This is a genomic window from Lunatibacter salilacus (assembly GCF_009797935.1).
GTDB lineage: Bacteria > Bacteroidota > Bacteroidia > Cytophagales > Cyclobacteriaceae > Lunatibacter > Lunatibacter salilacus.
Window position 1 is genome coordinate 96,208 of the sequence record NZ_VOLC01000016.1, and the last position, 25,669, is coordinate 121,876.

The 25,669-nt window shown below is 40.3% G+C and carries 26 protein-coding genes and 1 pseudogene; 3 read left to right on the forward strand and 24 right to left on the reverse strand.

Annotation, left to right across the window (positions count from 1 at the left end; genetic code table 11):
• Positions 1-2: 2 nt before the first annotated feature.
• Positions 3-1,196 (reverse strand): ImmA/IrrE family metallo-endopeptidase, encoded by a 1,194-nt coding sequence (locus FQ608_RS19845; protein ID WP_199856424.1) that lies wholly within the window; start codon positions 1,194-1,196, stop codon positions 3-5.
• Between the two features lie 782 nt (positions 1,197-1,978).
• Here FQ608_RS19845 and FQ608_RS19850 point away from each other — a divergent pair.
• Positions 1,979-2,155: a hypothetical protein gene (locus FQ608_RS19850; protein WP_234364287.1), complete on the forward strand. Its 177-nt coding sequence runs from the start codon at positions 1,979-1,981 to the stop codon at positions 2,153-2,155.
• Between the two features lie 189 nt (positions 2,156-2,344).
• Here FQ608_RS19850 and treF read toward each other — a convergent pair whose 3' ends face one another.
• Entirely contained in the window at positions 2,345-3,907 is a 1,563-nt protein-coding gene (treF, locus tag FQ608_RS19855) for an alpha,alpha-trehalase TreF (protein WP_158860238.1), read from the reverse strand.
• 415 nt (positions 3,908-4,322) lie between these two features.
• On the opposite strand from treF, the gene FQ608_RS19860 reads away from it, so the two are divergent.
• Together FQ608_RS19860 and FQ608_RS27830 are read left to right on the forward strand one after the other, a co-directional pair.
• Entirely contained in the window at positions 4,323-4,709 is a 387-nt protein-coding gene (locus FQ608_RS19860) for a hypothetical protein (protein WP_158860239.1), read from the forward strand.
• The gene (locus FQ608_RS27830) at positions 4,702-4,830 is read left to right on the forward strand and encodes a hypothetical protein (protein ID WP_262885528.1); all 129 of its coding nucleotides are present in this window, start codon (positions 4,702-4,704) and stop codon (positions 4,828-4,830) included. The genes FQ608_RS19860 and FQ608_RS27830 overlap by 8 nt, the downstream gene beginning before the upstream one ends.
• Positions 4,831-4,919: 89 nt before the next feature.
• On the opposite strand, the gene FQ608_RS28125 is transcribed toward FQ608_RS27830, so the two are convergent.
• The 22 genes and pseudogenes from FQ608_RS28125 to FQ608_RS19965 all read right to left on the reverse strand — a co-directional run bounded on the left by FQ608_RS28125 (position 4,920) and on the right by FQ608_RS19965 (position 25,669).
• The gene (locus FQ608_RS28125; RefSeq protein WP_158860240.1) at positions 4,920-5,087 is read right to left on the reverse strand and encodes a UPF0175 family protein; all 168 of its coding nucleotides are present in this window, start codon (positions 5,085-5,087) and stop codon (positions 4,920-4,922) included.
• 138 nt (positions 5,088-5,225) lie between these two features.
• Positions 5,226-6,170 carry a DUF4249 domain-containing protein gene (locus FQ608_RS19870; protein WP_158860241.1) on the reverse strand — a complete coding sequence of 315 codons (945 nt, stop codon included), beginning with the start codon at positions 6,168-6,170 and terminating at the stop codon, positions 5,226-5,228.
• Positions 6,171-6,232: 62 nt separating this feature from the next.
• Positions 6,233-8,023: a TonB-dependent receptor plug domain-containing protein gene (locus tag FQ608_RS19875; RefSeq protein ID WP_317168939.1), complete on the reverse strand. Its 1,791-nt coding sequence runs from the start codon at positions 8,021-8,023 to the stop codon at positions 6,233-6,235.
• Positions 8,024-8,041: 18 nt separating this feature from the next.
• The gene (locus tag FQ608_RS27920) at positions 8,042-8,626 is read right to left on the reverse strand and encodes a carboxypeptidase-like regulatory domain-containing protein (protein WP_317168940.1); all 585 of its coding nucleotides are present in this window, start codon (positions 8,624-8,626) and stop codon (positions 8,042-8,044) included.
• Positions 8,627-8,981: 355 nt separating this feature from the next.
• Positions 8,982-9,953 carry an NAD(P)-dependent alcohol dehydrogenase gene (locus FQ608_RS19880; protein WP_158860242.1) on the reverse strand — a complete coding sequence of 324 codons (972 nt, stop codon included), beginning with the start codon at positions 9,951-9,953 and terminating at the stop codon, positions 8,982-8,984.
• Between the two features lie 213 nt (positions 9,954-10,166).
• Entirely contained in the window at positions 10,167-10,742 is a 576-nt protein-coding gene (locus FQ608_RS19885; protein WP_158860243.1) for a Crp/Fnr family transcriptional regulator, read from the reverse strand.
• Positions 10,743-11,761: 1,019 nt separating this feature from the next.
• The gene (locus FQ608_RS19890) at positions 11,762-12,061 is read right to left on the reverse strand and encodes a helix-turn-helix domain-containing protein (RefSeq protein ID WP_158860244.1); all 300 of its coding nucleotides are present in this window, start codon (positions 12,059-12,061) and stop codon (positions 11,762-11,764) included.
• A 4-nt stretch (positions 12,062-12,065) separates the two neighbouring features.
• Complete coding sequence (locus FQ608_RS19895) at positions 12,066-12,401, reverse strand: type II toxin-antitoxin system RelE/ParE family toxin (protein ID WP_158860245.1); 336 nt, start codon at positions 12,399-12,401, stop codon at positions 12,066-12,068.
• Between the two features lie 471 nt (positions 12,402-12,872).
• Positions 12,873-13,088 (reverse strand): hypothetical protein, encoded by a 216-nt coding sequence (locus FQ608_RS19900; RefSeq protein ID WP_158860246.1) that lies wholly within the window; start codon positions 13,086-13,088, stop codon positions 12,873-12,875.
• A 509-nt stretch (positions 13,089-13,597) separates the two neighbouring features.
• Positions 13,598-13,900, reverse strand: a complete 303-nt coding sequence (locus FQ608_RS19905; protein WP_158860247.1) for a DUF4386 domain-containing protein — start codon at positions 13,898-13,900, stop codon at positions 13,598-13,600.
• A gap of 97 nt (positions 13,901-13,997) precedes the next feature.
• Entirely contained in the window at positions 13,998-15,251 is a 1,254-nt protein-coding gene (locus tag FQ608_RS19910) for an alpha/beta hydrolase-fold protein (protein WP_158860248.1), read from the reverse strand.
• Between the two features lie 65 nt (positions 15,252-15,316).
• Positions 15,317-16,357 carry a serine hydrolase domain-containing protein gene (locus tag FQ608_RS19915; RefSeq protein ID WP_158860249.1) on the reverse strand — a complete coding sequence of 347 codons (1,041 nt, stop codon included), beginning with the start codon at positions 16,355-16,357 and terminating at the stop codon, positions 15,317-15,319.
• 101 nt (positions 16,358-16,458) lie between these two features.
• A complete protein-coding gene (locus FQ608_RS19920) occupies positions 16,459-17,865 on the reverse strand; it encodes an alpha/beta hydrolase family protein (RefSeq protein WP_158860250.1) in 1,407 nt (468 codons plus the stop codon).
• A 112-nt stretch (positions 17,866-17,977) separates the two neighbouring features.
• Positions 17,978-18,325 (reverse strand): hypothetical protein, encoded by a 348-nt coding sequence (locus FQ608_RS19925; RefSeq protein ID WP_158860251.1) that lies wholly within the window; start codon positions 18,323-18,325, stop codon positions 17,978-17,980.
• Positions 18,326-18,548: 223 nt separating this feature from the next.
• The gene (locus FQ608_RS19930) at positions 18,549-19,205 is read right to left on the reverse strand and encodes a hypothetical protein (protein WP_158860252.1); all 657 of its coding nucleotides are present in this window, start codon (positions 19,203-19,205) and stop codon (positions 18,549-18,551) included.
• Positions 19,189-19,680: an RNA polymerase sigma factor gene (locus FQ608_RS19935; RefSeq protein WP_158860253.1), complete on the reverse strand. Its 492-nt coding sequence runs from the start codon at positions 19,678-19,680 to the stop codon at positions 19,189-19,191. The genes FQ608_RS19930 and FQ608_RS19935 overlap by 17 nt, the downstream gene beginning before the upstream one ends.
• Before the next feature lie 388 nt (positions 19,681-20,068).
• Positions 20,069-20,548 (reverse strand): annotated as a pseudogene (locus FQ608_RS27560) (transposase).
• Positions 20,451-20,837, reverse strand: coding sequence for a hypothetical protein (locus FQ608_RS27565; protein WP_234364293.1), 387 nt, complete (start codon positions 20,835-20,837; stop codon positions 20,451-20,453). The pseudogene FQ608_RS27560 and the gene FQ608_RS27565 overlap by 98 nt, the downstream one beginning before the upstream one ends.
• Positions 20,737-20,994 (reverse strand): tyrosine-type recombinase/integrase, encoded by a 258-nt coding sequence (locus FQ608_RS28130; protein WP_158860294.1) that lies wholly within the window; start codon positions 20,992-20,994, stop codon positions 20,737-20,739. The genes FQ608_RS27565 and FQ608_RS28130 overlap by 101 nt, the downstream gene beginning before the upstream one ends.
• 15 nt (positions 20,995-21,009) lie before the next feature.
• Positions 21,010-21,462 carry a tyrosine-type recombinase/integrase gene (locus tag FQ608_RS19955; RefSeq protein WP_158860256.1) on the reverse strand — a complete coding sequence of 151 codons (453 nt, stop codon included), beginning with the start codon at positions 21,460-21,462 and terminating at the stop codon, positions 21,010-21,012.
• Positions 21,463-21,732: 270 nt separating this feature from the next.
• A complete protein-coding gene (locus FQ608_RS19960; RefSeq protein ID WP_158860257.1) occupies positions 21,733-22,389 on the reverse strand; it encodes a hypothetical protein in 657 nt (218 codons plus the stop codon).
• 619 nt (positions 22,390-23,008) lie between these two features.
• On the reverse strand, positions 23,009-25,669 hold the full coding sequence (locus FQ608_RS19965; protein WP_234364288.1) for an ABC transporter permease: 2,661 nt from the start codon (positions 25,667-25,669) through the stop codon (positions 23,009-23,011).

The following is a 25,669-nucleotide window of genomic DNA, read 5'->3' on the forward strand; positions in this document are numbered from 1 at the left end:
TCTTAATTTAATTCGAATACTGCTTTGATCTTCTCACTTGATGCTTTAATCGTACTAGTAGTCCATGAAATGGGGTTGAGTCTTTTAATTGCAGTTCTGCAATTGGGATAAAACTCTTTAAATGCTGCATGGTAATTTTTGTCATATAATTCCTTTTGATACCAAGTATAAAAGGAATAAACCAAAGATACATGAACATCATTATCTTTGGCAAATCGCTGTACCATGTAAGAATTGTTGATATAGTTTTTGATATAATTAAAGCTCTCTATCGGCATGAAAAAATCCCTTGCAAAGCTATTTGCCTTTTCCTCAATTAAGAAAAGATCTTGATCATCTGAGAGATGATAATTATTGGTCTTGACCGTTTCAAGGTCAAAAAGCACATGATGCAATTCATGCAATAATGTAAACCAAAGCGTTGGATACTTTTTTAAATAATCGGTAATTACGATACACGGCTTCTGATTGATAAAAAAAGTCGCTCCTCGGACATGTGTTGTCTGTAGATAATTTTGAAAAATGACCGTTACCCCTGAATTGTAGAGTGCTCTACAGACTATGAACAAACCATTTTCAACGTCCTGGGTGTATGGTTTCATAGAGGCAATGATATCTTTTAGTCTATCCCGATCATAAAGATTTTCGTTGTTGATTAATCTGAAAGATTGGTATGCCGATCTTACCCAAAAGTCTTTCATTTTATCTGAAAATTGCCTTTTGGATCTGCTGTATAAAGGTTCTGTGAGTTGTTTTTCAAATTCGCTGATGGTTTCATATCCAAAATAGGTCAATGCTTTGTCAACTAAATCATCCACATCATTTTCAGCACTAAAGAAGCCTTCTTTAGTCAATGCTTTGACGTCAAAATTTATTAACAAAAACTTCAGCTTTCTTGCCCGATCAATGGAAGCAATGTTTTCAGTATTTTGGTTTTTCAATACCATTTTTATGAATTCATGTACATCAACATCCAAGAACTCACCAATTTTTATGACATGAATTAAATTTGGTTGTTTCGCATTTCCGTTTAGAATTTCGCTAAAAACATCTTTGTCGATATTTAATAGCCTGAGAGCTTTGGTTTTGCTGAGCCCATATTCGGCGATTTTCACCTCGAACCGTTCCTTAATATCGAATCCTGAATCATCTTGAAAGATTTCCTGAAGTAATTTATCAATGTCAATATTTTTCATAAGGGAGACTTTACCCTCAAATATAAGCTAAAAAATTAAAAAAAAATAACAGTAAGGGGTATTTACCCTCTAATAAAATTATTTGGAGACAATTTATCTATTTTTGTCCGACATTTTCTCTCGCTACCTCTCGCCCGAGTCCGCCGCAATCCCCATCTCACCATTCCCCAATTTATACTTCCCTCCTACTTGGTCACTGAGTTTATCGATGTGCACCTGCCCATTCATCAGCATCGGTAGCAACCATTCCCGAAGGGCTGATAATTCTTGATTTTGTCTTTTAATACGGAGCAGGTCCTCTTTAGTTACTTCGGGATTTATAGTTTGTAAACACTCTCAAAAATATTGGTATCTACTCTTCGAATTTGTTGTTTGACAGGTATATGCTCATAGCCCAAACGCAACAGATGGAGGATAGCAAGGATTTTCACCCTCGAGTTTTCATTAAAGGCCATTAGTCATAAAAAAAGCATCTAAAAGATTAAGCTTGGAAAATATTAAGGAATTGGGGGTTTTGCAAGGTATTTTATGTTTAGGGGTGACCGAAATATCCTTTGAGGTTTTTTTAAACCTCAAAGGTTTTAGGGTTAAATCCACGCAATAGGCCATAATTCCCCACAAGGGCATAAAGTATATTTTGATAAATGGATGAAACCCAATTTAATCCTTGAACATTTTTTAGCAGATTTATCTATCTTATTGTGTACACAACTAATAGGCTTAATCATGATAAAAATCAGTTCCAGAGAATTTCGTCAAAACCAAAAAAACACCTAGACTTAGTGGATAATGTTGAACGTGTGATTATCCAAAGAGGAAAGGATAAAGCCTATGAACTAACCATAAATATCAGGAATGATCGGTTTTTTGATGATCCTGCGATTCAAGAGCGGTTGAAAAATAGTATTCAGTCCTATAAAGAAGGGAAAACCGTCAATCTGTCTGATGATCAGTTGTAAGAGCTGCTGGAATTATGAGTTTTGAAATCGAGTATACTTCAGAGGCTTTGGAATACATCCAAAAACTGAAGAAAACTGGAATCAAATTCTTATGAAAAAGCTCTATGACCGGTAAGCTTAAGCTCTTTTTAGTCTGGTTTCAACAATATAACAAATGTAAAATATTATCAGATTCCTTTTCCTAAGTTTTTAGGAATCATTTTGAAACCAAAGATATATCCCATTAGTCCATCCAAAACCATCCTGGTTGGGATACTCTCCCCCACCCGCTGGTGAATCGGGATCTACCACATTGTATTTTTCCATCATTTTTCCGGTTTTTTTGAAAACGTCGTCATTAAGGTCCAACCACCGCTTCTTCAATTCTTCTGCGGTTTCATCAAATCCATAATTCCGCAGTCCCACATAGGTTATGTATTGCAGGGGTGCCCATCCGTTGGGATAATCCCATTGCTGCCCACTCGTATGGAGAGAGGAAACGACACCGCCCTTTTTTAAAAAACTATCGGTTATATGCTTGTGGACATGTTCGGCATGCTCTTTCGAAGCAATATTAACGAAGAGCGGATACATTCCCGCCAGCGACATGATTTTGGTGGACTTATTTGAGGCTGAATCGTAATCCATGTAAAAATTTCTGTCACCATTCCAAAGATTATCCAGAATTGCGCTTTTCCGCTTCTCCGCCTTTTCCATAAAATAGGTGGAAGGTTCCGAAAATGAACTATGCCCGTAAGCTTCGGATAAAGTTAGCTCCAAATCGTAAAGTAGGCAGTTGAGGTCTACAGGGACTATTTCGGTGGTATGAATGGTTTCCATTTTAGTCTCTTCCCCAAACCAGCGGCAGGTGAAGTCCCATCCGGATTCACAGGCTGCCCTGATGTGCCGGTAGAGATCTCCGGGTTCAATACCAGTTGGAGCGGAATTATGGGCCATGTCTACGTCTTCAACGTAAGACTCAGGCCGGGGAGCCGGGAGGTCATCCCAATAACGGTTTAAAACACTGTCATCGGGCATTTTTATCACTCTGCGAAAAGAAGATTCCCTGTCCGAGAGCCGAAAATACCCGTCCATCCAAAAATTATATTCCTTTTGGAGGTGGGAAAGATAGGTTGCATAAATTTCCGGCCCATCAATTTCGGCAAGCAGACGTATCATCAAAGCAAAAAATGGAGGCTGGGAGCGCGTTAAATAATAACTGCGGTTCGCATTCGGAATATGTCCGTAGGTATCAATTAAATGGGCGAAATTCTCAACCATATCTCTGATCAGTTCATTTTCCCCAGCGCATTGTAATCCCAGCATGGTGAAATAGCTGTCCCAATAATACAATCCTCTAAACCTAGCTCCAGGAACCACATACGATTTGGGCACAGGCAACATGGAACAATTCGTTTGGGAGGAGCGGGTCAAAAGCGGCCAAACTTTGCTGATATGCTCCGTAACCGGCAACTGCTGATCGCTTTCATACTCAGTCGTTATAGGCGAGGGAATTTCAAAATATTTTGAGACAAAATCCTTCAAATCGAAGTCCATTCTGTGCTTTTCAATCTCATATAAACTTAGAATCTCTTCCGGTGCCCTCTTAGGGAAACAGTCCGCAAAAATTATTGAATCTGAAAAGACATGATTCATCTGCACATCGTGGAACAGCGGTCCAAATAATTGGTCAGGGGGTAAAATGGCGGGAACTACGCTGTAAACATATGGCGCCTCCATAGATTTCGCTTCTTTCACTTTATCATTTTCCATTCGCTTCTGTTTGTTGGTTAACCGTATTTACTTTACAGGTTTTGTGTTGCCCCTTTTACACTAGATGTTTAGAACGTTTTAGCATTTATAACACCTATACGTTTAAGTTTGATCAAATTTTCGTCATCATCCCTGTACCTGAAAAATATCCTGATTCGGATGTTGTATTACGCTAAGCAAATACGGTACCCTTTTCCTTTAACCTTTCTAGATCAGTAGGAGGTCTGTGTTGTGGGGGGATTAAATTGCCAAACTCATCTATTTAAGCTTGGTCGACGATGTTCGTAATTGAAATGATATATTTTCGGCTTATACCAAACGTTTGGTTCATTTTTTGCCCTAACCTTGGTTTTGGGGGATTTTTAAAAAAATCTTCTTAGAATTTTAATTTATGTCTATCATCAAAAAAAAAGAAATGAAAACCTTACCAACTCAACTACCTATTATCCTTCATTACCTGAATTCGGAATTTGGTAAAAACAAAGTAAAAGAAAGTCTCGAGAAGACCTATGATTGGTTAAAATATAAACTGGCCCCCACTACCTTTTCTGATCAATTAAAAAAGCTTGAGGATAACCCAAGCGATCCTGAGGTGCAAGATCAATGGAGAATAATTATCGAAGAAGCCATTGCAGAAGACGACCTGCTTCACAGGGAATTGGATATTAGGCTGCAAGAAGCAGTGGCTTTTATCCGGGATAATGATCCTGAGTGGTACCAAACCCACTCCGAAAAACAGCTAAGCAGTAAAATGCCCACCAATAAATCAAAATCGGAGGACAAAGAAAATTTAGTTGGCTAACTTACAGGCTGCCCGAAAAGGGCAGCCTGTAGTCGGCAGGGATGAGTTTGGCAGTGAGGAAGGCAGACCAAGACTATGCATAGGACCGAGCGTTAAAAAACCTTTCAGTGGAAGGTTGTAACCTTTACCTTTCATTGGTTTTCGTTCGCTAACACCAAGACTCTATCAATTTTTAAAAGAGAAATTATCGGCTTTGTGTTTGATACTACTTTATGCATTATTCAAATCTTCTTCGAGGTTCTCAACATTTAGAAAGCTGACTTTATATTTGTTCAGTAATTCCAAAAATTCGATTCTCGTCATTTCTAGTACTTTTGCAGCGGTTCCCGACGAAACTTTCCCTATTTCAAAAAGTTTTACAAGTGAGGATTCCTTCATTTGCTCTTTCCTGCCCTAAGAAGCACCAAACACCAGCTTGAATATAGGAGTAGTTAGCGGGTCGTTCTTTTCATTGTATTTTTAAGTTATCGTGTATATGGGAAAACCCACCGATATGTTCTTCGGTCACTTCAACTATCACTTGTTAGTCAAGTGTATTATTTCATCAGCCAATGGCTGGGTAAGTTTTTGTCCCCTAGTGGTTACAGCCGACACGTTGAAAAAACCAGCCACATTGGTCACGGAATTGCTATCCGTACTTTTAAGATTGGTGGTGGAATTGGCGAGCGGGAACGCAAACAACTCTCCAAACCCACCAGGCCTATTGATATTAAAATAAACCCCCCAAAGAAAGTTGAACGCAGCATGATCGAGCGAGTGAATTTCAACTGTGATGGAATCTCCAACTTGGTAAGGAGGGATAAATTGGGTATCCTTATCTTCGGCTTTATCCAATGGGTTGATAAAATCCCGCCGAATGGGCAGGATAAATACTTCGCCATCTACCGAATTTGAGGCCGAAAACCCACCATCATATACCAGGTTCAGTTCTTCGGGTTTGCCCAAGAAAACATCATTTTTCCATGCTTTTACCCAATATGCGTCCCCTTCACCCACAGGATCGGTAGCCATGAACTCCGAAGTGAAGTACGGCTCATCTAGGAGAAAGTCCTTTGGGTTGTACTTGAAGGTAATGGTATCAACAGGTGTTACCCTGCCCAGCCTGGAAAACGCCTCAAAGGTCTCGCCGCCCGAGGTTACAGTAAGTCTATAAGTATGCCCCACCTCACCAAAAGGTAAGCCCGAAGGTTCCCAAAAGTATCCATCGGTCCCCTCCTCAAATATATAGTTGTCACCAGACTCAAGGTCTTCGATCCGAACAATGGCCCCGACGATCTTGGATGGTACGGAATTATCAAAATAGGGCTGCGATCTGGTGACCCTGATCACTTGGCGTTCCATTTTTTGCGTGATCCAGGCATCTACCACCATTATTTCCGCAGCATTATTGAGCGTAGGATTGATTTCGGTCTCGCAGCCAAGTGCAGCAATCAAAACCGTGATATAAAGTAGCTTGTTCATTTGATTCTAATGTTTTTGATGTTGATGCTGCCCGCCTTGGGCAACGAATGTTTTTTTACTTTTCAAAACTTAAAATTGTACGCCACTGCTGGTAACATGGTGCCAATGATGGCCATTTGTGTGGCCGATGTAGCCAATGGAATCCCCGGCACCTGTCTGTCCGTGCCTTGGGAGAAATAAATGCTGAAAGGGTTTTGACGTGCATACAGGTTGTAGATCGACACTACCAGATTGTCCTCCCCTTTGCGCCCTTTTTTACCACGCCATACATTGTCGAACGTGACGGCCACATCCAACCGGTGGTAGTCAGGTATCCTGAAATTATTCCTTTCGCTCCCGTCGATATAGGGAATGACGTAACCCGCCACCGTGATCCTGTCGGTAGGGAAGGTGGCCGGTGTGCCGGAAAGGAAGCTAAAGTTGGCGGAGAGTGTTGTCCTTTTCTTCAACTCATAAAATGCGGCGATTTTCAGGTTGTGCCGTTGGTCGAAGCGCGTAGGGTACCAATTGCCCTTGCGGTTTACTTTGTCGGTACCGAAGTTGATCCCATCCACCTGCATTTCTGTTTTGCCCAAGGTATAGCTCAACCATCCGGTCAACCTTCCTGTATTTTTCTTGGCATAAAACTCCAGCCCATAGGCTCTGCCAATCCCACTCAGGAGTTGTGACTCCAGGTATTCATTTCCAAAAATTTCCGCACCATCTATATACTCCACTTGGTTACGGGTCCATTTGTAATAGGCTTCTACGGAAGTCTCGTACTTGTCTTCCTTAAGGTTTTTGAAAAGCCCCAAGGCCACTTGGTCGCCTTGCTGTGGCCTTATATTGTTGGTAGAGGGCTGCCATATATCGATGGGGGTGGATGCTGTGGTATTGGAGATCAAATGGATGTACTGGTTCATCCTGTTGTAACTGCCCTTCACTGATGCATTTTTGGATACCAGGTACCTAAAGGAAGCCCTAGGCTCCAGGTTGCCATAAGATGCTACTTTGCCCCAATCATCTTTGCTCTCCCTTGAAATGAGCGGCCTAACCATACCAGGAAGGGTATCGCCATAGTGATATACCGTGCCGCCCATATAGGTAAAGTGGCTGTAGCGCAATCCATATTGGAAGGTCATCTTGCTGCTGATGCGCTGTTCATTGCCTATGTATAGGGACGTTTCCAGAGCCTTTCTTGTGTCCAAACTGATATCGGTTGCTTCCCCATTGCTCACGCTCTTGATGTTGGCTGGCTCGAAGCGGTACAGGATGGCCTCCCCGCCAAAGGTCAGCTCGTTATTGGTGTTGATGAAATAGCTGTATTCCGGCTTGAAGTTGAATGTACTTATCCTGGCATTCCAATCATAGGTATTGCGCTCATTTTCACCTATTTGTAGACCATAGTCATAGTTACTGTAAAACAGAGAGACATTAGAAAATAGGCGACTGCTATACAGATGGTTCCAGCGAAAGGTGGCCGTGCTGTTGCCCCAGTCAAATCCTTGGAACTGGTCGAGTTTGAACACGTCCCTACCGAAATATCCCGAGAAGAAAATCCTGTTGTTTTCATTGATGTTGAAATTCGTTTTGGCTGTCAGATCATAGAAATAGAGGGCAGCGCCATCATTTAGCACGTCGGACACTGCCTTGGCAATCACATCGCCATACGACCTACGCCCCGCGATGATAAACGAGGACTTGTCTTTCTTGATGGGGCCTTCCACTGCCAACCGGCTGAATATGGTGCCCACACCTCCTGACACATCATATTCTTTGTAGTTGCCCTCTTTCATGCGGATGTCGAGAATGGAGGACAATCGCCCCCCGTAGCGGGCAGGTATGCCCCCCTTGTAGAGCTTCAAATCCTTCACGGCATCAGGATTGAACACTTAGAAAAAGCCAAACAAGTGCGACGATTGGTAAACCGGGGCTTCGTCAAGCAGTATCAGGTTTTGGCCTACTGTACCGCCCCTCACATTGAAGCCCGACGCACCTTCGCCTACTGTGGCCACCCCGGGCAACAACTGCAAGCTCTTGATGATGTCCACCTCGCCAACAAATGCCGGGAGTTTTTCGATAGACTTGATGTCCATTTCCAATGTGCTCATCTCAATGCCCTGCACATTTTCATCAATGGTCCGGCCTGTGATCACTACCTCATCAAGTTCGTTTTTCGCCAAGGGAAGTTCCACATCCATCCTGATATCCTGCGCCAGATCTAAGGTGTTTTGTACGTCATTGTACCCCATATATTTGTAGGTAATCCGGTAATCGCCATTCGGAAGGGTAATGGAGTAAAACCCGTACACATTGGAAATTGTGCCAGTTGCGAGTTCGTGGATGACCACTGTGGCCCCAATCAAAACCTCTCCATTGGTGGCGTCTTTTATATAACCGCTGATGGTATGTTTGCTTTGGCCAAGGCATGAGAGTGCCAGCAAGGAGCAAAATGCCCCTATAAAAATTGATTTCATCTGTTTATAATTTGATTTTTAACGGTCAGATGGAATCTCGCAACGATAATCATCCCACTGTGTGACGTTTTCGTCATGCTCGATTTCATGTGTATATAATTTATTTTTTTTTGTCACATGGAATTCGCATGTTGATATTCATCCTCGGTTGGTGTTTCTCAATCATGCTCATTTCATGTTATTGGATTTTAAGAGTTTCTTGTTTTAAATACCTTATGGATTAATTGATGCCATCGTCTGTCAGTTGCACATGCACCCGATGATTTAATCGATAAAAATTTGATGTCGGTGTTTTTCCCTAAAATTGGTATGGTCCGATAGAGCTCTACAATTTATAGCTCATGTTGTGCGTTCGTTATTTTGTTATTTCAACGACAATTTTCCCCCGATGCTCGCCCTCACCGAAATATTGAATCAACTTAGGGATTTTATCAAATCCGTAGGGGCCATCAACAACAGGTTTTATTTGTCCCCTCTCCACAAGTTTAGAAATCTGGTCTAAACCTTCATTTGGCTTATGAATGAGCACGCTCAGTTTTTTACCGGTGAAAAGTGATATTAGCAAACCAACCAATGATATTTCCAACAATCTGTATATCGATCCTCCAACTGTGATATAAGTGCCATTTTTTTTGAGGGATCGAGCATATTTAAATACGGATCTGTTTGATTTTGTATCTAGGATAAGGTCATATTTTTCTCCATTATCGGTAAAATCTACCTTTTTATAGTCGATCACGCTATCAAATCCCAGCGATTTCATCAAATCAAGTTTATCGCCACTGTCAACGCCAGTTACCTTTAGCTCATAGGATTTCAAGATTTGAATACCCAAGGTTCCGACACCGCCTCCGGCACCATTGATTAGGATACGCTGTCCGGATTTCACCTTTCCCTTCTTCACAAGTCCCTGAAGAGCAACCAATCCTGCATGTGGCAGGGCAGAGGCATCATTAAAACTTATATTGGACGGTTTTTTGGACACTATGTTTTCTGGTACGCAAACGTACTCGGCAAATCCGCCACATCCGCTTTCAGCCAGATCGCAGTATATCTCATCACCGATCTTAAAGGAACTCACTTTATCGCCCACCGCTTCGATTTTTCCTGAAATGTCTACCCCGGGAATATTTATTTTTGGCTTTTTGAAACCGTAAAACCAACGAATCACAAATGGTTTGCCCCTGACCAACCCCCAGTCCCAATCATTGATGGATGCTGAGTGGATTTTCACCAGTACTTCCTTGTCATTCGGAATCGGTTTCGCAACTTCCCCAATCTCAAGAATATCCGGCAATCCGTATTCCTTTAATATTATCGCTTTCATCAGCCGAACAAAAACAGTGAACTACCTACAAAGCACTTTTTATAAGTGCTTTCTTGTTTTGCATAGTGAGCTTGAAGTTGCGATGACCTTGTCAACATTGAACCAGTGAAGAAAATTTTCTTTTGCATATCAGAATTATTAGTTGTTAAATGATATTGCAAATGTACATTGACGGGATGCCTAAATTCGTTCACTTAAGTTAAGAAATGAAGTTCAACGCTTACTTTTTTCAAGAATTCTTGCTCTTAATCTACTCAGGGATTGAGGTTTGATACCTAGGAAACTTGCCAACTGATGTTGAGGTACACGTTGAACCAGGTCTGGTCTTTTTTGTAATAAATTCAGATATCGTTGCTCTGGGGAGGAGGTTTTGAACTCGTCGAAATTGATCTGTTGTTTGGCTAAAAGTTCTTCTGACAATATCCTACAGAGTGTTTCGAATTTTGGGAATTTTTCAAAAATATTAACTTCCATCTCTCCTACTGAAATAATGGAATCTTCAACGGCTGATATAAAATAATCAGAAGGAGCATTGCTAATAGCACAATGTGGAGTTAACGCATCCATTTCTGTATAGAAAGCAGTTGTTTTTTCTTCTCCATCTATGATGTAATATGTCCGAATGCAACCTTTTATAACAAAGTAGAGATCCTTTGAATGTTGTCCTTCTTTTAATAAAGTCGTTCCCTTTTTTACAGAGCGGAATATGTCCAAAGAAACGATTGCTTTCTTTTCGTCTTCTGTCAGAGAAACATATCTTGAGATAAAGCCAACTAGTAGGTCTTGCATTATTTTTTATGTTGTTATGAAATTGCCTTCTGATACGTTTGCCACCAATCGGATCAGACAGGTGAATCTCACCCCCACCAACCCACAACTTGTCCCGTTTTACGGGGGCTCTTCATGTCTCCCTGTCAGCAGACAGGTTTAAAAATCACCCGGTTCTAAATATACCTAAGGTTGAAGCAATTTCCAATACTCAAACAAATCCGGAAAAGTTTTGTACTGGTACTCGTGCCATCTAGCCGCCGCCATTTTGATCGGTCCGATCTCCCATTTTACCCGTTTGAACAAGCTGCGGTTGAGTTGATTTCATTCTTCCCGCATAGCCTGTCCCGTTTTTTCGGGAGGTCTTCTTTTAGCTTATGATAGTAGATGAGTAGTCCCCTGATAACAGGATTGAGACACATAGCTACTTAGTCCCGGATGCGGTCTATCCTCCGGACGTCTGCCACACTTTGTCATAGGTACAAATGTAACTCCCTATTTTTCGCATCGTGATTTGCGATATCTATTACTGATTTATTTTTCCCGAGGTTCGGGACAGGCTATTCAGCTCCATCCGTACTTACCTACTGCGATCAAAGTCCCCGTTTTTCTTTACCGCTCCCCACATATTGTTTTCCCAATTATGCAGCGTAAGGTCTTACAGTGAGCGCAGCCGAATTGAAATTTAATGGCTGCTCCCTGAGGTCTCAGGGCAAGCCCTGAATAATCAGGACAGGCCCTGAATAATCAGGACAGGCCCTGAATAATCAGGACAGGCCCTGAATAATCAGGACAGGCCCGCAAGCCGCCATCGGAGGGCCTCTCTATTGGTCCGCAATAGTCCTCCATCCATTTCAAAGCATTCAGCTCCTTGGGGCTGATTCAAGTCACACACGTGATTCAGCTTGGAGACGGCGGGCTTTCGGAGCCGTTCTCTTCAAGCTTACTCCTAACTTCTTAAAGATACTAAACTTTCTTTTTACTCTGAACCGCCCGCTGTATCCAAGGTGATGTTAGAGTGCGTTATTCCTTTCGAGTGCTTACAGGAATGTTACCCCAATTCTTTTATTCAATCCTTGTTCAAAAATTCGGATCAAGGTTGATAATTGGATATTTCCTTTTCCATTTTCAAGCTTTGAGATATAGCTTTTCTTTGTTCCAGCCTTTTCAGCCAATTGTTCTTGGGTCAGATTTGCTTCCTTCCTAGCTTCTTTCAGCATTTCGCTGATGATGAACATCTGGGCATTCTCTTCATACTTATTCCTGCTTTCACTTCCAATTTTACCGTGTTCCAGTTCAATCAGTTCATCGAATGTTTTTACTTTGCTATAATCTTTCATAATCTTATTTCTTTGTTTGAAAATATTCCTTCATTAATCTTTCTGCCTTCTCTATTTCCTTCTTCGGCGTCTTCTGTGTCTTCTTTTGGAATCCGATAAAAAGGACAACAAGTCTTACTTCATCAAAACAGCAGAAAATTCTATAAATATTTGATTGATATTCCACCCTTACTTCAAATAACCCTTCAGTTCCTTCTAGATGTTTGAGAAACTTCTCTGGTACTCTATCCACTTGCTTGATCAGCTCAAAAACGTACTGAATCTTACTTTTTACCTTTTCTTCTTGATTTTGGTAAAATTCAATGAAGTGGTTTTTATAAAAAATTATCTTCCTTTCCATAATCACAAAGTTATCCCAAAAGATAACATTTCCCAAAAGTATGGGCTTCTTTTAATGCACTCTAATCGGGTCAGGCAGGGGAATCTCACCCCCACCTTCCCACAGAACTCCCGTAAAAACGGGACAGGCAGTGCCCCGATGGATCGGGATAGACTTTGAGACTCTCACCTCACACTGCTTGTCCCGATTCATCGGGGGCTCCTCATACCAACAACCACTTAAAGGTAATGCGCTAATTTAATCAATTAACGGTGGTTCTGCTTCTTTTCCATAAATCCTCCCCTGAATGAACAAGGTTGTAAATGAAGGCGAAACATGGTATGCTTCCTACCCGCATACCTCGCTCAAATGTCCTTCCGGACATTTGCCGTGCTCCACTCCCATTTACTCACAATGTAATTATTCTCATCGGTGTTCGTGAATGCTGACGCATTTCAGGAGCTTCAACACTACTACGAATGAGTCTACCCCCTACACCTCTTCCACAACTTGTCCCGATTTTCCATCGGGATTCCCAGAAAGTCTGCTTCCTCTTTCAATTTTACAGAGCGGTGTAGAGTTCACTTGTTCCTTGAAATGGCCTGTACAGCGTTTCCCGCCAAGCGGGACAGGCTCTGCCAACTTTACCCCGGATGCGGTGTGGCCAGTATCTTCCGGACGCCCGCCACACTTATCACAGATACTCACGTAATTACCTGTTTTTCACATCATGATTTGCTTTCTCGAGACTTCATCGTTGGTTCATTTTCATTCAGCTCCAAAGTACATACCTACAGGGATCATTGTCCCCGTTTTTCCTTAACCGTTCACCACACCGGAGTTTCCGCCAGATGCAGCGTCTTTGATGGCTGCTCCCTGAGGTCTCAGGACAGGCCCTGAATAATCAGGACAGGCCCGCAAGCCGCCATCGGAGGGCCTCTCTATTGGTTGATCAATAGTCCTCCATCCATTTCAAAGCATTCAGCCCCAAGGGGCTGATTCAAGTCACACACGTGATTCAGCTTGGAGAAGGCGGGCATTCGGAGACGTTCTCTTCCCCTGATAGATTATTGCATCAATCAGGGCTTTTTCGCAATGACTTTCCTCTAGTGCACTTAATGTTGTGCGGTCTTTTTTTTACCCTGATTCATCTGACAAATAAGCTATTGACGTAATATACCATTCCCCACATCAAAAATTTCTATTAAACACAGACTTTATTTATATAGCAACCGAGACCAAGCCGTAAGTAATGATAGATTTTTATTTACTGGCTTTAAAAATATATAAAGTGCCCAGGCCACAACAATATCGGCTACTATTGTGATAAAGATCAGAAATATGGCAACATTAAATAATAATGAATTATTTGTGATATTTGATGCAGTTTCTAATGCATTATTTGGATCTACCAAATCTGGAATTATTTTAAATTCAGCAAATGGAACCGTTAAAGTCATCATTAACAGTCCAATTCCAGCTATTATAGCTGCTTTTGAAAGTGAGATATCTTTATTCATTTTGTAATTTGAATTAGTATTTTGTCTTAATAATTTCTTTAAATAATATACCTTTAAAATAAATTAATTCGTACTTGTATTTTTTCTTTTGGAACTGCTATTTTTTCTTTATTGCTTCCATCCTCTCTTTATAATAATTATCTCCAGTCATTTTAAAAGCCTTAGTCACATATTTTATAGCATTCTCACTATCATTATTTCTTTCATAATAATCTGCCATAGAATCATAGGCATTTGCACTTTCAGGATAATACTCCATCGCAAGTTCAAAGTACATTTTTGCCTTTTCAAGCTGTTTCATATCCATATTCATATAACCCGACATATTTAAAATTTCTTCCGGATAAGGAGGTTCAGCATATCCAAAATGGTCTTTGACTTTCTTTTCCCGATGTTTTATTATGCTGAGAAGCTCTTCTTTTGGTGTGTCAGGTGAATTGAACTTATTGGTATTTTCCCACTGATACCATTCAAAAAGTGAAATTAAACCGTCCATGATAGATGGAAATGGGATTGTACCATGTATATCATTGGGGTAAAATTTCCATTCAAAATTCAATCCAATTTTAGCATTTTGCTTTACAAGGTTTGAAAATGCAATATTCGAGCGGGCAAACAAGGTAAAATCTGTTGTATCCTGCATTACATTGTCTGTTGTTATTTGTGAGTTTTGCATGTGCAATTGTCCATTTAATGACATAAATAAAGCTTTGTTTTTATAATTCTGAGTAGCAATTATTTCTTGTGCCTCTTTTAATAGCTTTTGGTCATCCCAATCCAGACTTGGGTCGATGGCTAAATAATTCGCAAATAAACTGGGTTGATTAATTAGCGAAGAAATAGTAAACAAGCCTCCATAAGAATGACCAATTAAAGTCCTGTAATTAGTGACAGGATATTTGTTTTCTATAAACGGAATAAGTTCTGTTACAATGAATTTTCTAAAATTATCAGCTTCCCCAGTTTTTTCATTAAAAGGCATCCCATATTGGGTAGTTATGATAGATGTGGTTAAATCCCTTAGTCTGTCGTTTTCATTAGAGATGCCGACCAGTACCATTTCGGGCATAAATCCGCCACTGTAATAATGATGCACATCACTCAGTGTTGGAAGAAATATTTCACCATCTAAAATAAAAGCCACCGGATATTTCTGCTTTTTCTCAGGGTTGTAGCTGTCGGGTAGTTGAATGTAAATTTTTCTTGACTCGTTTAGCACCTCGGAATAGAGACTATCCAAAACACCTACTTTTTTTAAAAACTGTTGGTTTTGATTTATCTGAGCATTTCCAAATTGTTGAATAAGAATGATGATTCCGAAAATCAGTATTGTTTTTAAGATATGTTTCATTTTGTTATTTTTAATATCATTGAGTTATGTTTTTACTATTACCATTGCCATAATTGCTGACATAGTTACGAGCTATTTTGCTTTGTTAGTATTTTTACAATTCGGCTATAGATTATTTCCGCTATACTCCATTCATATCCATCAAAGTTGGTAGTATTATTGAATTGGATGACAACCATGTCCAAGTCTTTGTGGTATACTGCAATACTCTGATAGCCAACAAGTAAGCCAGTATGTTCGTACACGTAAATAGAAGAATATATCTCCTGTTCCCCCTCCTTAAATACCGAACCATCGTTTAACGCCCTCAAAAATTTACCCACATCCTCTACCGTAGCTAGCATTAAGCCTGTATCTTCATACTTAAAATCTTTATCAACGCCAACATAATAGCCACTCATCACCTCGTCTATATCCACTTCACTAAGCGAGCCGAAGGTGTTTTTCAGCCCGAGTGGGTTCAAAATTTCCTCCTTGATATATTGTTCGTGGGGATAGCCCAATGTTTTATCCATGAGGTCTTCAATCAACATATAATTGGTATTTGAATAACCATAATCTTCACCTGGTTCAAAGTCAGCAGGTAAATCCAGTGCATATTCAACTGTTTCTTGTCTGTTTTTTGGAGGGTTTGTCCAATATTCAGGATGGTCTACGAAATTGGGAATGCCACTGCGATGCTGCAGCATCATTCTCAAGGTAATTTTGTCCGAATATTGAATTCTTCCTGCGAGTTCCGGAAAGTATACAGCGAGGGTTTTATCTAAAGATAAACGCCCTTCTTTGACTAATTTGGCGGTAGCAACAGCCACATAGAGCTTGGTGATACTGGCTATCTTGAACAACGCTTGCGGGTAAGCAGGTATCTTATTTTTTCGATCGTGCCAGCCAGCAGAATAAAACTCCGGTGGTTTCCCAGCTTGGTCCACGTAAACAATCATACCATCAAATCCAGAATCAATTGCTTCATTTAGTTGTTCCTGAACCGTATCTGGTAGTGGTAAAATCCAAGCCTTTACCAAAATCCATGGTACGAAATATAAGGAGCCTATGCTTGCAAGAATAAATACGGTTCTGAGTATTCGTTTTATTTTTCTCTTTTTCAAACTATTCTTCTTTTTCTGGGTGGTGCACTTTTGTTAAATTGCCTATTAGTCGTGTTTTGTATGGTTTACTATATGTGTTGGCTGTTGCTTTTATTCATTTATTATTTTAGCCGAATTATTTCGAAAATCCAATTAGAAATTTCATTCAAGGCAATTGGGGACATCGTCTGTTCTATCTCTTTATATTCATTCATTTTACCCGTGTTACATTCTTGAAATAAATGGTTCAGGTTTTCTAATTCCATCACCTTATATTTCTTGTTCCCTCCTTTGATTAAAGCATTTCGTATGGCATTTTGATTGATGCTTGCATTAACTTGTGTATCCATACTTCCATTTAAAGACAACACAGGAATAGTTAATTTTTCAAATTCATCAGCTGGATTATAGTTTAAGAAATAGACATTCCAAGGTTTTAAAACAGTTTCGGTTTCAATTTGAATGAATTTTTTGATATTTTCATCAGGTCCATCTAAAGATTTTAAAATTGGAGTTAAATAAGTGTTATTATGCGCTGTTAACTCTTTTCTTTTTTCTGAAATTTCTTTGCTTGAAGAGGCTATTTTTATTGATTCCCTTACATTGTCCTCAAAAGCTTCTTCATCTGCAATAGGAAAAGGTCTTAGGGATTTTGATTGCATAACAGACACCTCACTTCCTTTAATTCCTGTAGCTGCCAAGGTTACAATAAATGATATATCTGAAGTTTGGTTTGCTGCCAAAGGAGCTATGATCCCTCCTTCACTATGGCCTATTAACCCAATATGTTTTATGTCAATATCTTTTCTAGATTTTAAATAGTTTACTGCGCTTAATACATCTTGTGCAAAATCTGCCGTGGTGGCTTTACTAAAATCCCCTGTAGACTCTCCGAAGCCTCGATCATCAAAACGCATTACAGCAATGCCTTTACGTGTAAGATAATCTGAAAGCACTAAAAAAGGCTTGTGAGTAGGGACGCTTCCATCTCTGTCGTGCCGGCCACTTCCACTGATTAAAATAACCACTGGGAATTTCTCACTACCTATTGGACGTGTAAATGTACCTGCCAGTACTAAATCAGCTTTGGAATTTTCAAAAACAACTTCCTCTTCAAAATATGGATAAGGCTTTTCAGGCACTTGTGGTCTGCTGAGGGCTGCACTTTTCGGATTTCCTTTTATTAAATTTAAAATGAGCTTAGTGCCACCTTCAGTATATTCGCCCTCAATCAGCTGTGTGGTTTCGTTTAATTTTCCTTCGTATTTCATACCAACATTTGAACCGTCAATATTTAGTACTCCATTTTTAAAAGTGGTCGCTTTTGGTTTGACGCCAGATACGTCAAAATTAGGAACAGCCATAGTTGTAATATAAGCTTCACCATTTCTCTCAAAAAGAAAAACAAAGGTTATTTCTTTATTGTTTGGGTTGGTTGCAATTCCATGCCACACCCCGGAAATATCTTGTGAAAATACATTCATGACTGAGAATGCTATTAAAAGTGTTGTTATTATTAATGATTTCATATTCGTTAAATTTTAAACATAGATATCCTAACCAATTTTTTTTTTGGAGGAACTCATTTGAAAATAATAGTTTAAGTAATCAGGGGATAGAGGATGTTTGCAGTGGTATTTGTTAAATCATATTTCCCGCAGCTTTAACCTGAGAATCCATATAACGACCGACTACTATACCAACTAGCAAACCAAGGCTAATTCCAAAGGCAATTCCTAAAGACCGCTCAAGACTTGATAAAAACAAAACTCCAATAAGGACTCCAAAAGATGGACCAATAGCTATACCCAAATTAGTATAATGCCCAATTGAAGTTAAATAAAACGTATCCTTTAAGTATTTCTCAAATTTACGAAATGCTTTTGCGAAGTACTTTTTCCTATTCCCAGGATTCGATCCAAAATTTAAATTCTCCAATTCAGTTTCGATAGATTGAATTTCTTCTTTTGAGAATCCTCTATTTTTCAATTCGTGCAGAACATGGAGAAATCTTTCATAAATTTTTTTTTTCAGAAGTTTCAGATGTTTCGGTTTTTAAACTTTCGAAAAAGTTTGTTGCCTCTTGTAATGTCATACCACTTAATTTTATTGTTTCTTATTTAGTGGCTCGAAGCAGGAAATATTACACACAAAACCATCTTTTTTAAAAAAATTCTAAAAAAGCTTTTAAATCAAGCCTTACGAGGGATTTTTAACTGCGTAAACTTTCTAAATCAGTCATTAATTCATCCAATTTTCTCAATACCCTTCCGTAAATAATGTTCAAATCCCACCTATAAATCCGGCCACCAAAATATGCCAGTAGACCCATAATTAAGACTGCAATGATTATAGCCATCAAGGGTATCCCAACTATCAAATAGGTGTCCGGAAAACGTATTAGGATTTCATCAACAAGTCTATCTCCCAGGTAAGTGCCTTCAGCATCTTTAAACCAAAATCCCAAAACAAAAGACAAAAAGAAAATGGGATACATAAATTCAGAGAGTCGCTTATTAATGGCTATTTGATTTTTTATCCAATGGCTGAAAGCCTTAAGGTATTGATAGCTATTTTGTCCTTGATCAATCCTTCCCAACTTTTTCAATAAATTCTTATTAATAAAGACATGCACCATCAGCGTTACAAAAAATAGTGCTCCCATTACCGGAATGTCCAAAAAATAGGAAATAATCAGAAAGAGAAATGATCCTACTACAATTGCGATCAAGTTGTTGCGGAACATTCGCTTGAACTTATCTATGATATGAATTGATTTTTGGTTGTAAAGGTTATCTATCTCCGGTGCTGTTAAGTCATCATTCTTTTGAAAGCCTTCTTTCCAAATATTTTCAATTGATCTTTCCATCTAATATTTTTTTTAATCTCATTTTAATTCTTCGAACACGAACACCAATATTGTTTGGATTTGTACCCATAATATCAGCGATTTCCTGATTTGACTTTTCTTCTAAATAAAGCATAATAATGGCTCTATCAATTTCTGATAGTTTCCGAATAGCATCATACAGCAGGTTTAGAGATTCGTCAGAAAATGCATAATTGTCTTCTGTTTCTTGAGCAGGCAAAGAATCGGATACAAAATGCTGACTGTTGTTTTTCTTTTTCTTCAATAAAGTCAAACAAACGTTCAGCGAAATTCGGTAGACCCAGGTACTCCATTGTGATTCCTCACGAAAGTTTTCTTTACTCCTCCAAATTTGCAAACATACTTCCTGGTAATAATCTTCAAAATCCTCTTGTGAATTGGTATATGCCCTACACAATTTGATGATTATTCCAGAAAAGGGAAGTATAGATGTTTTATAAAAATCGGAACTCAAATCTGCCTTTTTTTAGTTAGTGGCTCAAATCTTGAATTATTACATTGAAATTAGAATTTTCTAAAGATATTTTTTAGGACATTACATAATGACGCACAACCTAAAGAGTTTTAAACGCAATCTAGCCAAAAAAATTACTATTTGAGAAAGAGTTCCCTAGATTGCGGTTAAAACTTAGTTGGACGAAACCGGGGGCCTGTCTATGGGCATTTATGTTTTGTTTTTTGTGTGATTTTGAGGTGTGTTGTACCAGCAACCTCAATTTTGGTCTGCAAAACCGCTGACTTCCTTATGCTTTCGATGGTGTTAGGGCAGTCCTCTCCCATTAACGCCCGGATGCGTTTGATTTGGACCATGATTTCAAAGAACGTCGCTGTTTTGGGTTCTATCAGGGCTCTTTGCCCTTCCCCTCCGCAAGGCCATAGATCATCTTCCCTGTTTCGCAACAGCGGCACTTGAATAGGTCCTTACCCAGTATTTCCTCCAGAATCTCATAGGTCTACAATCCCTCATAAAAGGAAATGAACCTTGCCGCTTTCAGCAGCCTGAAACAGTCTTCCATTGTGGTCTTGCTGTTCGCCGATGACATGATCCCGTAATACCTTACCTTGTAAAATCCGCTTGGAAGAACGTGTTGCATGAACCTTCGGGTGAATTAGGCGCCCGGTAGTTCCATGATTTTGGTTTTGCGGTCCCGGTAATCCTTCCACCTGAACTTTACGGTGCCATCTTCAACGGCCAGTATCCGGCTGTTGCTGATTGCCACCCGGTTACGGCAGCTGTTGTAACTTAACCTGCTTTCGCCACAGGTGGACGCAGGTGAGGGTATGGCTACCCATTTTTGCGGTCCTGCAGTCCAGTATGTCATTGTATGCGTTCGCTTGGTCGGCACATAGCTTTCCCGAGCCCAGGAAGTTTTCCTTTTGGGATTCCAGAATATCGGAAAGCTCAGCGCCGCCGTTCCTGATGTTGGCCGTTTCCATCACAGCCCATCCAGGGGACTTTTGATCTTCGAGGGATCGAAGTTGGTCACATGCAGGTAACCCGAGGTCGTTCTCAGGGATCTGTCCCCAAAAGTACCTGGAAGACCCTGATGTTAGTGCCCTGTTCCAGAAGTTGTGTGGCAAATGTATGCCGGAGTGTGTGGAAAGAGGCATCCTTCTTTATCCCGCTTTCCAGAAGGATCTTTTTGAACAGGTCCTGGACACCCCTTTCGCTGTATGCCTTACCGATAGTCCGCCCTTCGAAAAGATAGGTTTCGGGCCGGTAGTACCTGTAATATTCACGGAGCTTTTCCGACAGATCCTTGGACAGGAGGGTATACCGGTCCTAGTTTCCCTTGCCCCCGCGGACTTTCAACTGCATCCTGTCGCCGTCTATATCGCCAAACTTAAGGCCGGCCACCTCGCCCGGCCTCAGTCCTGAGCCGTAGGTAAGCGCAATCAGGCAATAATCTTTTCTGTTTATGATGCCGCCGAGGATATTGGATATCTCCTCTTTTGAAAAGACGTCGGGAAGTAGTTTCGGCCGTTTGATCTTTACCGGGTCCCAGTCCCTTCCGAGAACATCCGTGAAAAGAGTTTTGAAGGCACTGATAGTCTGGTTTACGCTCGAGACCGACAGGTTTTTCGTCTCGACTTTGTGGAAAAGATACTCTTTTAGCTCAGCTATGCTGATATGGTCGGGACTTTTTCCAAAATGGCTGGAAACTAACGATACATGGGAAATGTAATTCTCGGTACTTCTGGGAGAGTATTTTCTGATCTGCATCTCCTCATACATCTGCTGACGTAGGCTTTTTTTTCCATGATTGATAAAGTTTAATGATTATACATGGAATAAAAATATCTATATATCTGAAAATAAGAGCATTAATTTCGAAAAAGTGAAAAACTACCGACGTAGGAGGTTTTGTTCAACGGTTTGCGGCTTGGCGAAGGGCGGGATTTTTAGCACTAAAGTTCATACGAAGCACAAAAGTTGAACCTTGCACAAATGTTTCTACGAAGCACGTCAGCCCGCCTTTTGCCAAACCGCTGTTAGCGGAAGTTTTTAATTCCACGGATTTTTATGTTTAATTATTTCTGTCAATTCGTTTCCTATTCTCGTAACAAGTTCTTCACCTGCAAATGTTATTGTTCCTTCGTGGGAAATATAAATTAACCAACTTGTTTTGAAGTCGCAATAAGCGGATTCAATCCAATCAATGTCAAACGTTGAAGTCTCAACTTCGTAGTTTATATTTTCTTCTGAAAGTAGATATATTCTGTCCCCTGAAATTAATTTTAATATGCTAACTATTTTCTGAACGTCTTCAGGTTTGAATAAATCGTCTTCAAAATGGATTGTCTGAATCTTGTTTTGAGTTTTAGAAAGTGGTTCCCAATAATAGTTTTCGTCTTTCCAAGAGCCAAAATCAAAATTGTCTTTTAATAATTTTTCAAGGCTTTTAGATTCTTCATCTTTTAATCTTCTTTCGAATGAAATCGGCAAAACACTTGAAAGTTCATTTACATTTAGTTCAGTTACAAACTTTATAAAGTCGTTTTTAATTCTGTTAACCATTTTCAAATGTCCAACCTTGTCAAAAACTTTGGTTCGTTCGTTAAACTCTGACAAACAAGTTGTCAATATTTCGTCTTTAATTGTGTCAAACCCGTTCTTTCGTCCAACAAAATAGTCAATGCCGTTTTTTAGTCCGTTCACCATATTTTGGTGCGTGCTATAACCGTCCGAATAAAGATTCAGAATATACTCTTTTGTCTTGGTTACTATTTTTTCGGTGTCGGTCATAAAATTTCCGCTAACGTAAAGAGTTTTAAACGCAATCTAGCCAAAAAAAAATTACTATTTGAGGTGGAGCTCCCTAGATTGCGGTTAATCGTTTATATCCGCACTTTTCCCCACTCTAAGTTCGGATTATCTCCTAATTTTGTTCACTTGCAGCACTTTTAGTTCCAACTATATTTTAAACCCGTTCCAGTTAACAATAAAACCCAATAACTTCAAATCAGGCCCAAAAGAATCACCACCCCCTGAAACTACCTTGCTCGTTTTTAAAGATAGGGTTTTCTTTTTCCGGAAAAAATACCCTTATCGGGGTATTTTTAATTCCGTTTCCTCTTTTAGTATCAGAATTTATATGAATATCCTAATACTATTCTGTTTGCAATAGAAAAAGGATTGTTTAAAACGGGTTTGTTTTTATTGGTAATGGAGCCTTTTAGCAAAAAATTCTTGGGATGTCCCAGATCATAACGAGATTTTGTTGCTTTACGGAAACCTTAAAAAAATTTCGCAAAAGGAACCAATACCTGTATGCAAACCCCTACTCACTCTTAAGCACCACTGCCGGATTAGCCCTGGCTGCTTTTATGGTCTGGGAACCAATCATCATACATGCGATAACCATTACAGCCAACAAACCGACAAGAAGCTCTGTCAACTGTACGGGGGTGTGGTAAGGGAAATTATTAAGTATGGTATTCTCGAAAGTGAAGTATGTAACCGGTAAGGCAATACCTGCTGAAATCAGCAGCAATAAAAGAAAATCCCTGCTTAACAGATAAACCAAGTTCCCCGAATTGGCGCCCATAACTTTCCGGATGCTGATCTCTCTTAGTCTGGACTCTGTGGTAAATACTACCATCCCAAACAATCCCATCGAAGCAATGGAAATAGCCAAGAAAGAAAGGAACCCGATAAGCTTAATGACAATGGAAAACTCGCTATAGGCTTCTTCTATCGCTTCCTCATAGAACTTGGCCTTGAAGGGATGCACCCGGTCAATCTTCTTCCAGGCGGATTCTATCTTGGCCATGGTAGCGGGCATATCGTTGCTCTGAATTTTGGCATTTACGGTAGCCGGCACCTCGGGTGTCCAATACATAAAAGCCACCGGCTCAATAAGGTTGTCAAGCTTTCCATAGTGAAAGTCACTGATTACCCCCACAATGGTCATCACCCGCCCGTTCCCGTGAGCATTGCTGAATATGATCTCTTTTCCGATGGCTTGCTCGGGGTCGTTGTTTGCGATGTCAAATCTCTTTAATACCTGCTGGTTTACAATCACCTCACTGACAGCTTTGGCCTCGGTGGGTCGGGTAATAAAGTTCCCCCCGGCAATAAAGGCATAGTCGTGCAAAGCGAGGTAGTTTTCGTCGACTTCATTTGTCATGACTAACACAGAGTCCAGTGGATTACTGTATTTCATAAATCCACCCCAGGCATTTCCAACATTGGTAACAATTGTCGACCGCGACAGTCCGCTTACTTCCGGGAGTTCCCCTAACTCCTTAATAAACAGATCGGGATTATTTCCCTGCATATCTATATTGAGGATGTTCTCCGTGTTGAATCCCAAGTCGAATGCGAGTATGCTTTTATACTGCACATAACCAACGGCGGTAGTCGTGATAAAAATCAGTGTAAGTGTATATTGAACGATGACCAGCCCCCGTCTAAACGAAACCTTTTTAAAAATTTTAAGCGGGGATGAATTCTTGAGCGCATCAATTACATTGACTTTGGAAAAGAATATTGCGGGCATAAAGCCGGCTATAATGCCCACGGATATTGAAAATAGTATAAAATAAAAAATAACCACCGGAGTAAGCTTCAGCTTTACCAACTGCTGAAGTTCCGGAGCCATATATATTAGCTGAGGCCGCAAAACAAGAAATAATAGGAACGAGATAAGTAGGGCGGCTAGGGAGATCATGACCGCCTCTGTGAGAAACTGTTGCCAAACCTGGTTCTTGTTGGCTCCGATGGCCTTGCGAAGTCCGATTTCCTTAAAGCGGCGCATGGACCGAGCCATGGATAAATTGGTATAATTGAAGCAGGCTGATAAAATGACAATGAGTGCCAAGCCCCCAAATGCCCAAAGCAATTTTGGTGGGATGTTAGGTGACATCATGTGTAACCCCTCGGAACGGTGGAGTTTCTCACCCACTACCACATCATGTAAAGGAATAAGATTAAGATGGACTGCGGTATGTTCCAGTCCGAGATTTTCGTTCTCGGCAATTGCGTTAAGCTGGGACTGTATGGAAACCATGTCAGCATTTTCTTGGAACAGGACATATACATAATTTTGCCACATAGCTGTCCATTCCTCGAAATCCGCAGCGGCTTCACTGTTTCGCTCCAACGTGGACAAAGAAACCAGTGCTTCGAAAGTTAGGTGCGAAAAGAAGGGAACATCCTTTATTACACCTGTCACCAAGTATTCGGAAGAATTAATTCGAATGGCTTTACCCAACGCAGGTTCGTAGCCAAAAAGCTTTGTGGCTGCGAGTTCGGTCAGCACGATGGAGTAAGGATCCCGCAGGGCAGTGTGGGGATTTCCTTCCAACATCGGAAACGTAAAGACGTTGAGCAGGGAAGGCTCCGCCCAAAAGCCCCTGACTGGCAGAATATGATCTCCTACCTCCGCATCTGCGGCAAAGCCATCCCGCAAAACGGCTACTTCTTCTACTCCGGACACATTTTCCCGGATCAACCTGCCGGTTTTGATGGATGCGGAGGGGAATTTCCTGCTTCCGTCAGCGGTTGTGGTTTGAATGCTATTAACACGGTAAATACGCTCCCCGTCCTCATGAAACCGGTCATATGAATGAAGATCGAAAACAAACGCTATCAGCAGCAAACCTACAGACATACTGATGGCAAGACCCGCAATATTGATAAGGGAAAACAATTTGTTACGCATTAGATTGCGACCAGATGTTTTAATATAGCTTCCAATCATGATATGGTTTATGATATGGTTTAGAAAATGTGGCGTTCCTACAGTATAACTTCTCAAAAACTTAATAGCATCAATAATATAAATTACCTTCGCCCTACGCGGCCCGAGGGTATGCACATTCCGGTAAAAGTATTCGTTTAAGTCACCAATAAGGTCCTCCGACAGACTGGGTTTACAGTACCAGGATATAAACTTTTGTGCCCACCGGGGAGGCTGGTTTTGATTTTGAGGGTTCAT

Coding starts and splice junctions, on each gene's coding strand:
- FQ608_RS19845 (WP_199856424.1), bottom strand. CDS start 1,196: ATGAAAAATATTGACATTGATAAATTACTTCAGGAAATCTTTCAAGAT.
- treF (WP_158860238.1), bottom strand. CDS start 3,907: ATGGAAAATGATAAAGTGAAAGAAGCGAAATCTATGGAGGCGCCATAT.
- FQ608_RS19860 (WP_158860239.1), top strand. CDS start 4,323: ATGAAAACCTTACCAACTCAACTACCTATTATCCTTCATTACCTGAAT.
- FQ608_RS28125 (WP_158860240.1), bottom strand. CDS start 5,087: ATGAAGGAATCCTCACTTGTAAAACTTTTTGAAATAGGGAAAGTTTCG.
- FQ608_RS19870 (WP_158860241.1), bottom strand. CDS start 6,170: ATGAACAAGCTACTTTATATCACGGTTTTGATTGCTGCACTTGGCTGC.
- FQ608_RS27920 (WP_317168940.1), bottom strand. CDS start 8,626: ATGAAATCAATTTTTATAGGGGCATTTTGCTCCTTGCTGGCACTCTCA.
- FQ608_RS19880 (WP_158860242.1), bottom strand. CDS start 9,953: ATGAAAGCGATAATATTAAAGGAATACGGATTGCCGGATATTCTTGAG.
- FQ608_RS19885 (WP_158860243.1), bottom strand. CDS start 10,742: ATGCAAGACCTACTAGTTGGCTTTATCTCAAGATATGTTTCTCTGACA.
- FQ608_RS19890 (WP_158860244.1), bottom strand. CDS start 12,061: ATGAAAGATTATAGCAAAGTAAAAACATTCGATGAACTGATTGAACTG.
- FQ608_RS19895 (WP_158860245.1), bottom strand. CDS start 12,401: ATGGAAAGGAAGATAATTTTTTATAAAAACCACTTCATTGAATTTTAC.
- FQ608_RS19905 (WP_158860247.1), bottom strand. CDS start 13,900: ATGAATAAAGATATCTCACTTTCAAAAGCAGCTATAATAGCTGGAATT.
- FQ608_RS19910 (WP_158860248.1), bottom strand. CDS start 15,251: ATGAAACATATCTTAAAAACAATACTGATTTTCGGAATCATCATTCTT.
- FQ608_RS19920 (WP_158860250.1), bottom strand. CDS start 17,865: ATGAAATCATTAATAATAACAACACTTTTAATAGCATTCTCAGTCATG.
- FQ608_RS19930 (WP_158860252.1), bottom strand. CDS start 19,205: ATGGAAAGATCAATTGAAAATATTTGGAAAGAAGGCTTTCAAAAGAAT.
- FQ608_RS27565 (WP_234364293.1), bottom strand. CDS start 20,837: ATGCCTCTTTCCACACACTCCGGCATACATTTGCCACACAACTTCTGG.
- FQ608_RS19955 (WP_158860256.1), bottom strand. CDS start 21,462: ATGTATGAGGAGATGCAGATCAGAAAATACTCTCCCAGAAGTACCGAG.
- FQ608_RS19960 (WP_158860257.1), bottom strand. CDS start 22,389: ATGGTGAACGGACTAAAAAACGGCATTGACTATTTTGTTGGACGAAAG.
- FQ608_RS19965 (WP_234364288.1), bottom strand. CDS start 25,669: ATGAACCCTCAAAATCAAAACCAGCCTCCCCGGTGGGCACAAAAGTTT.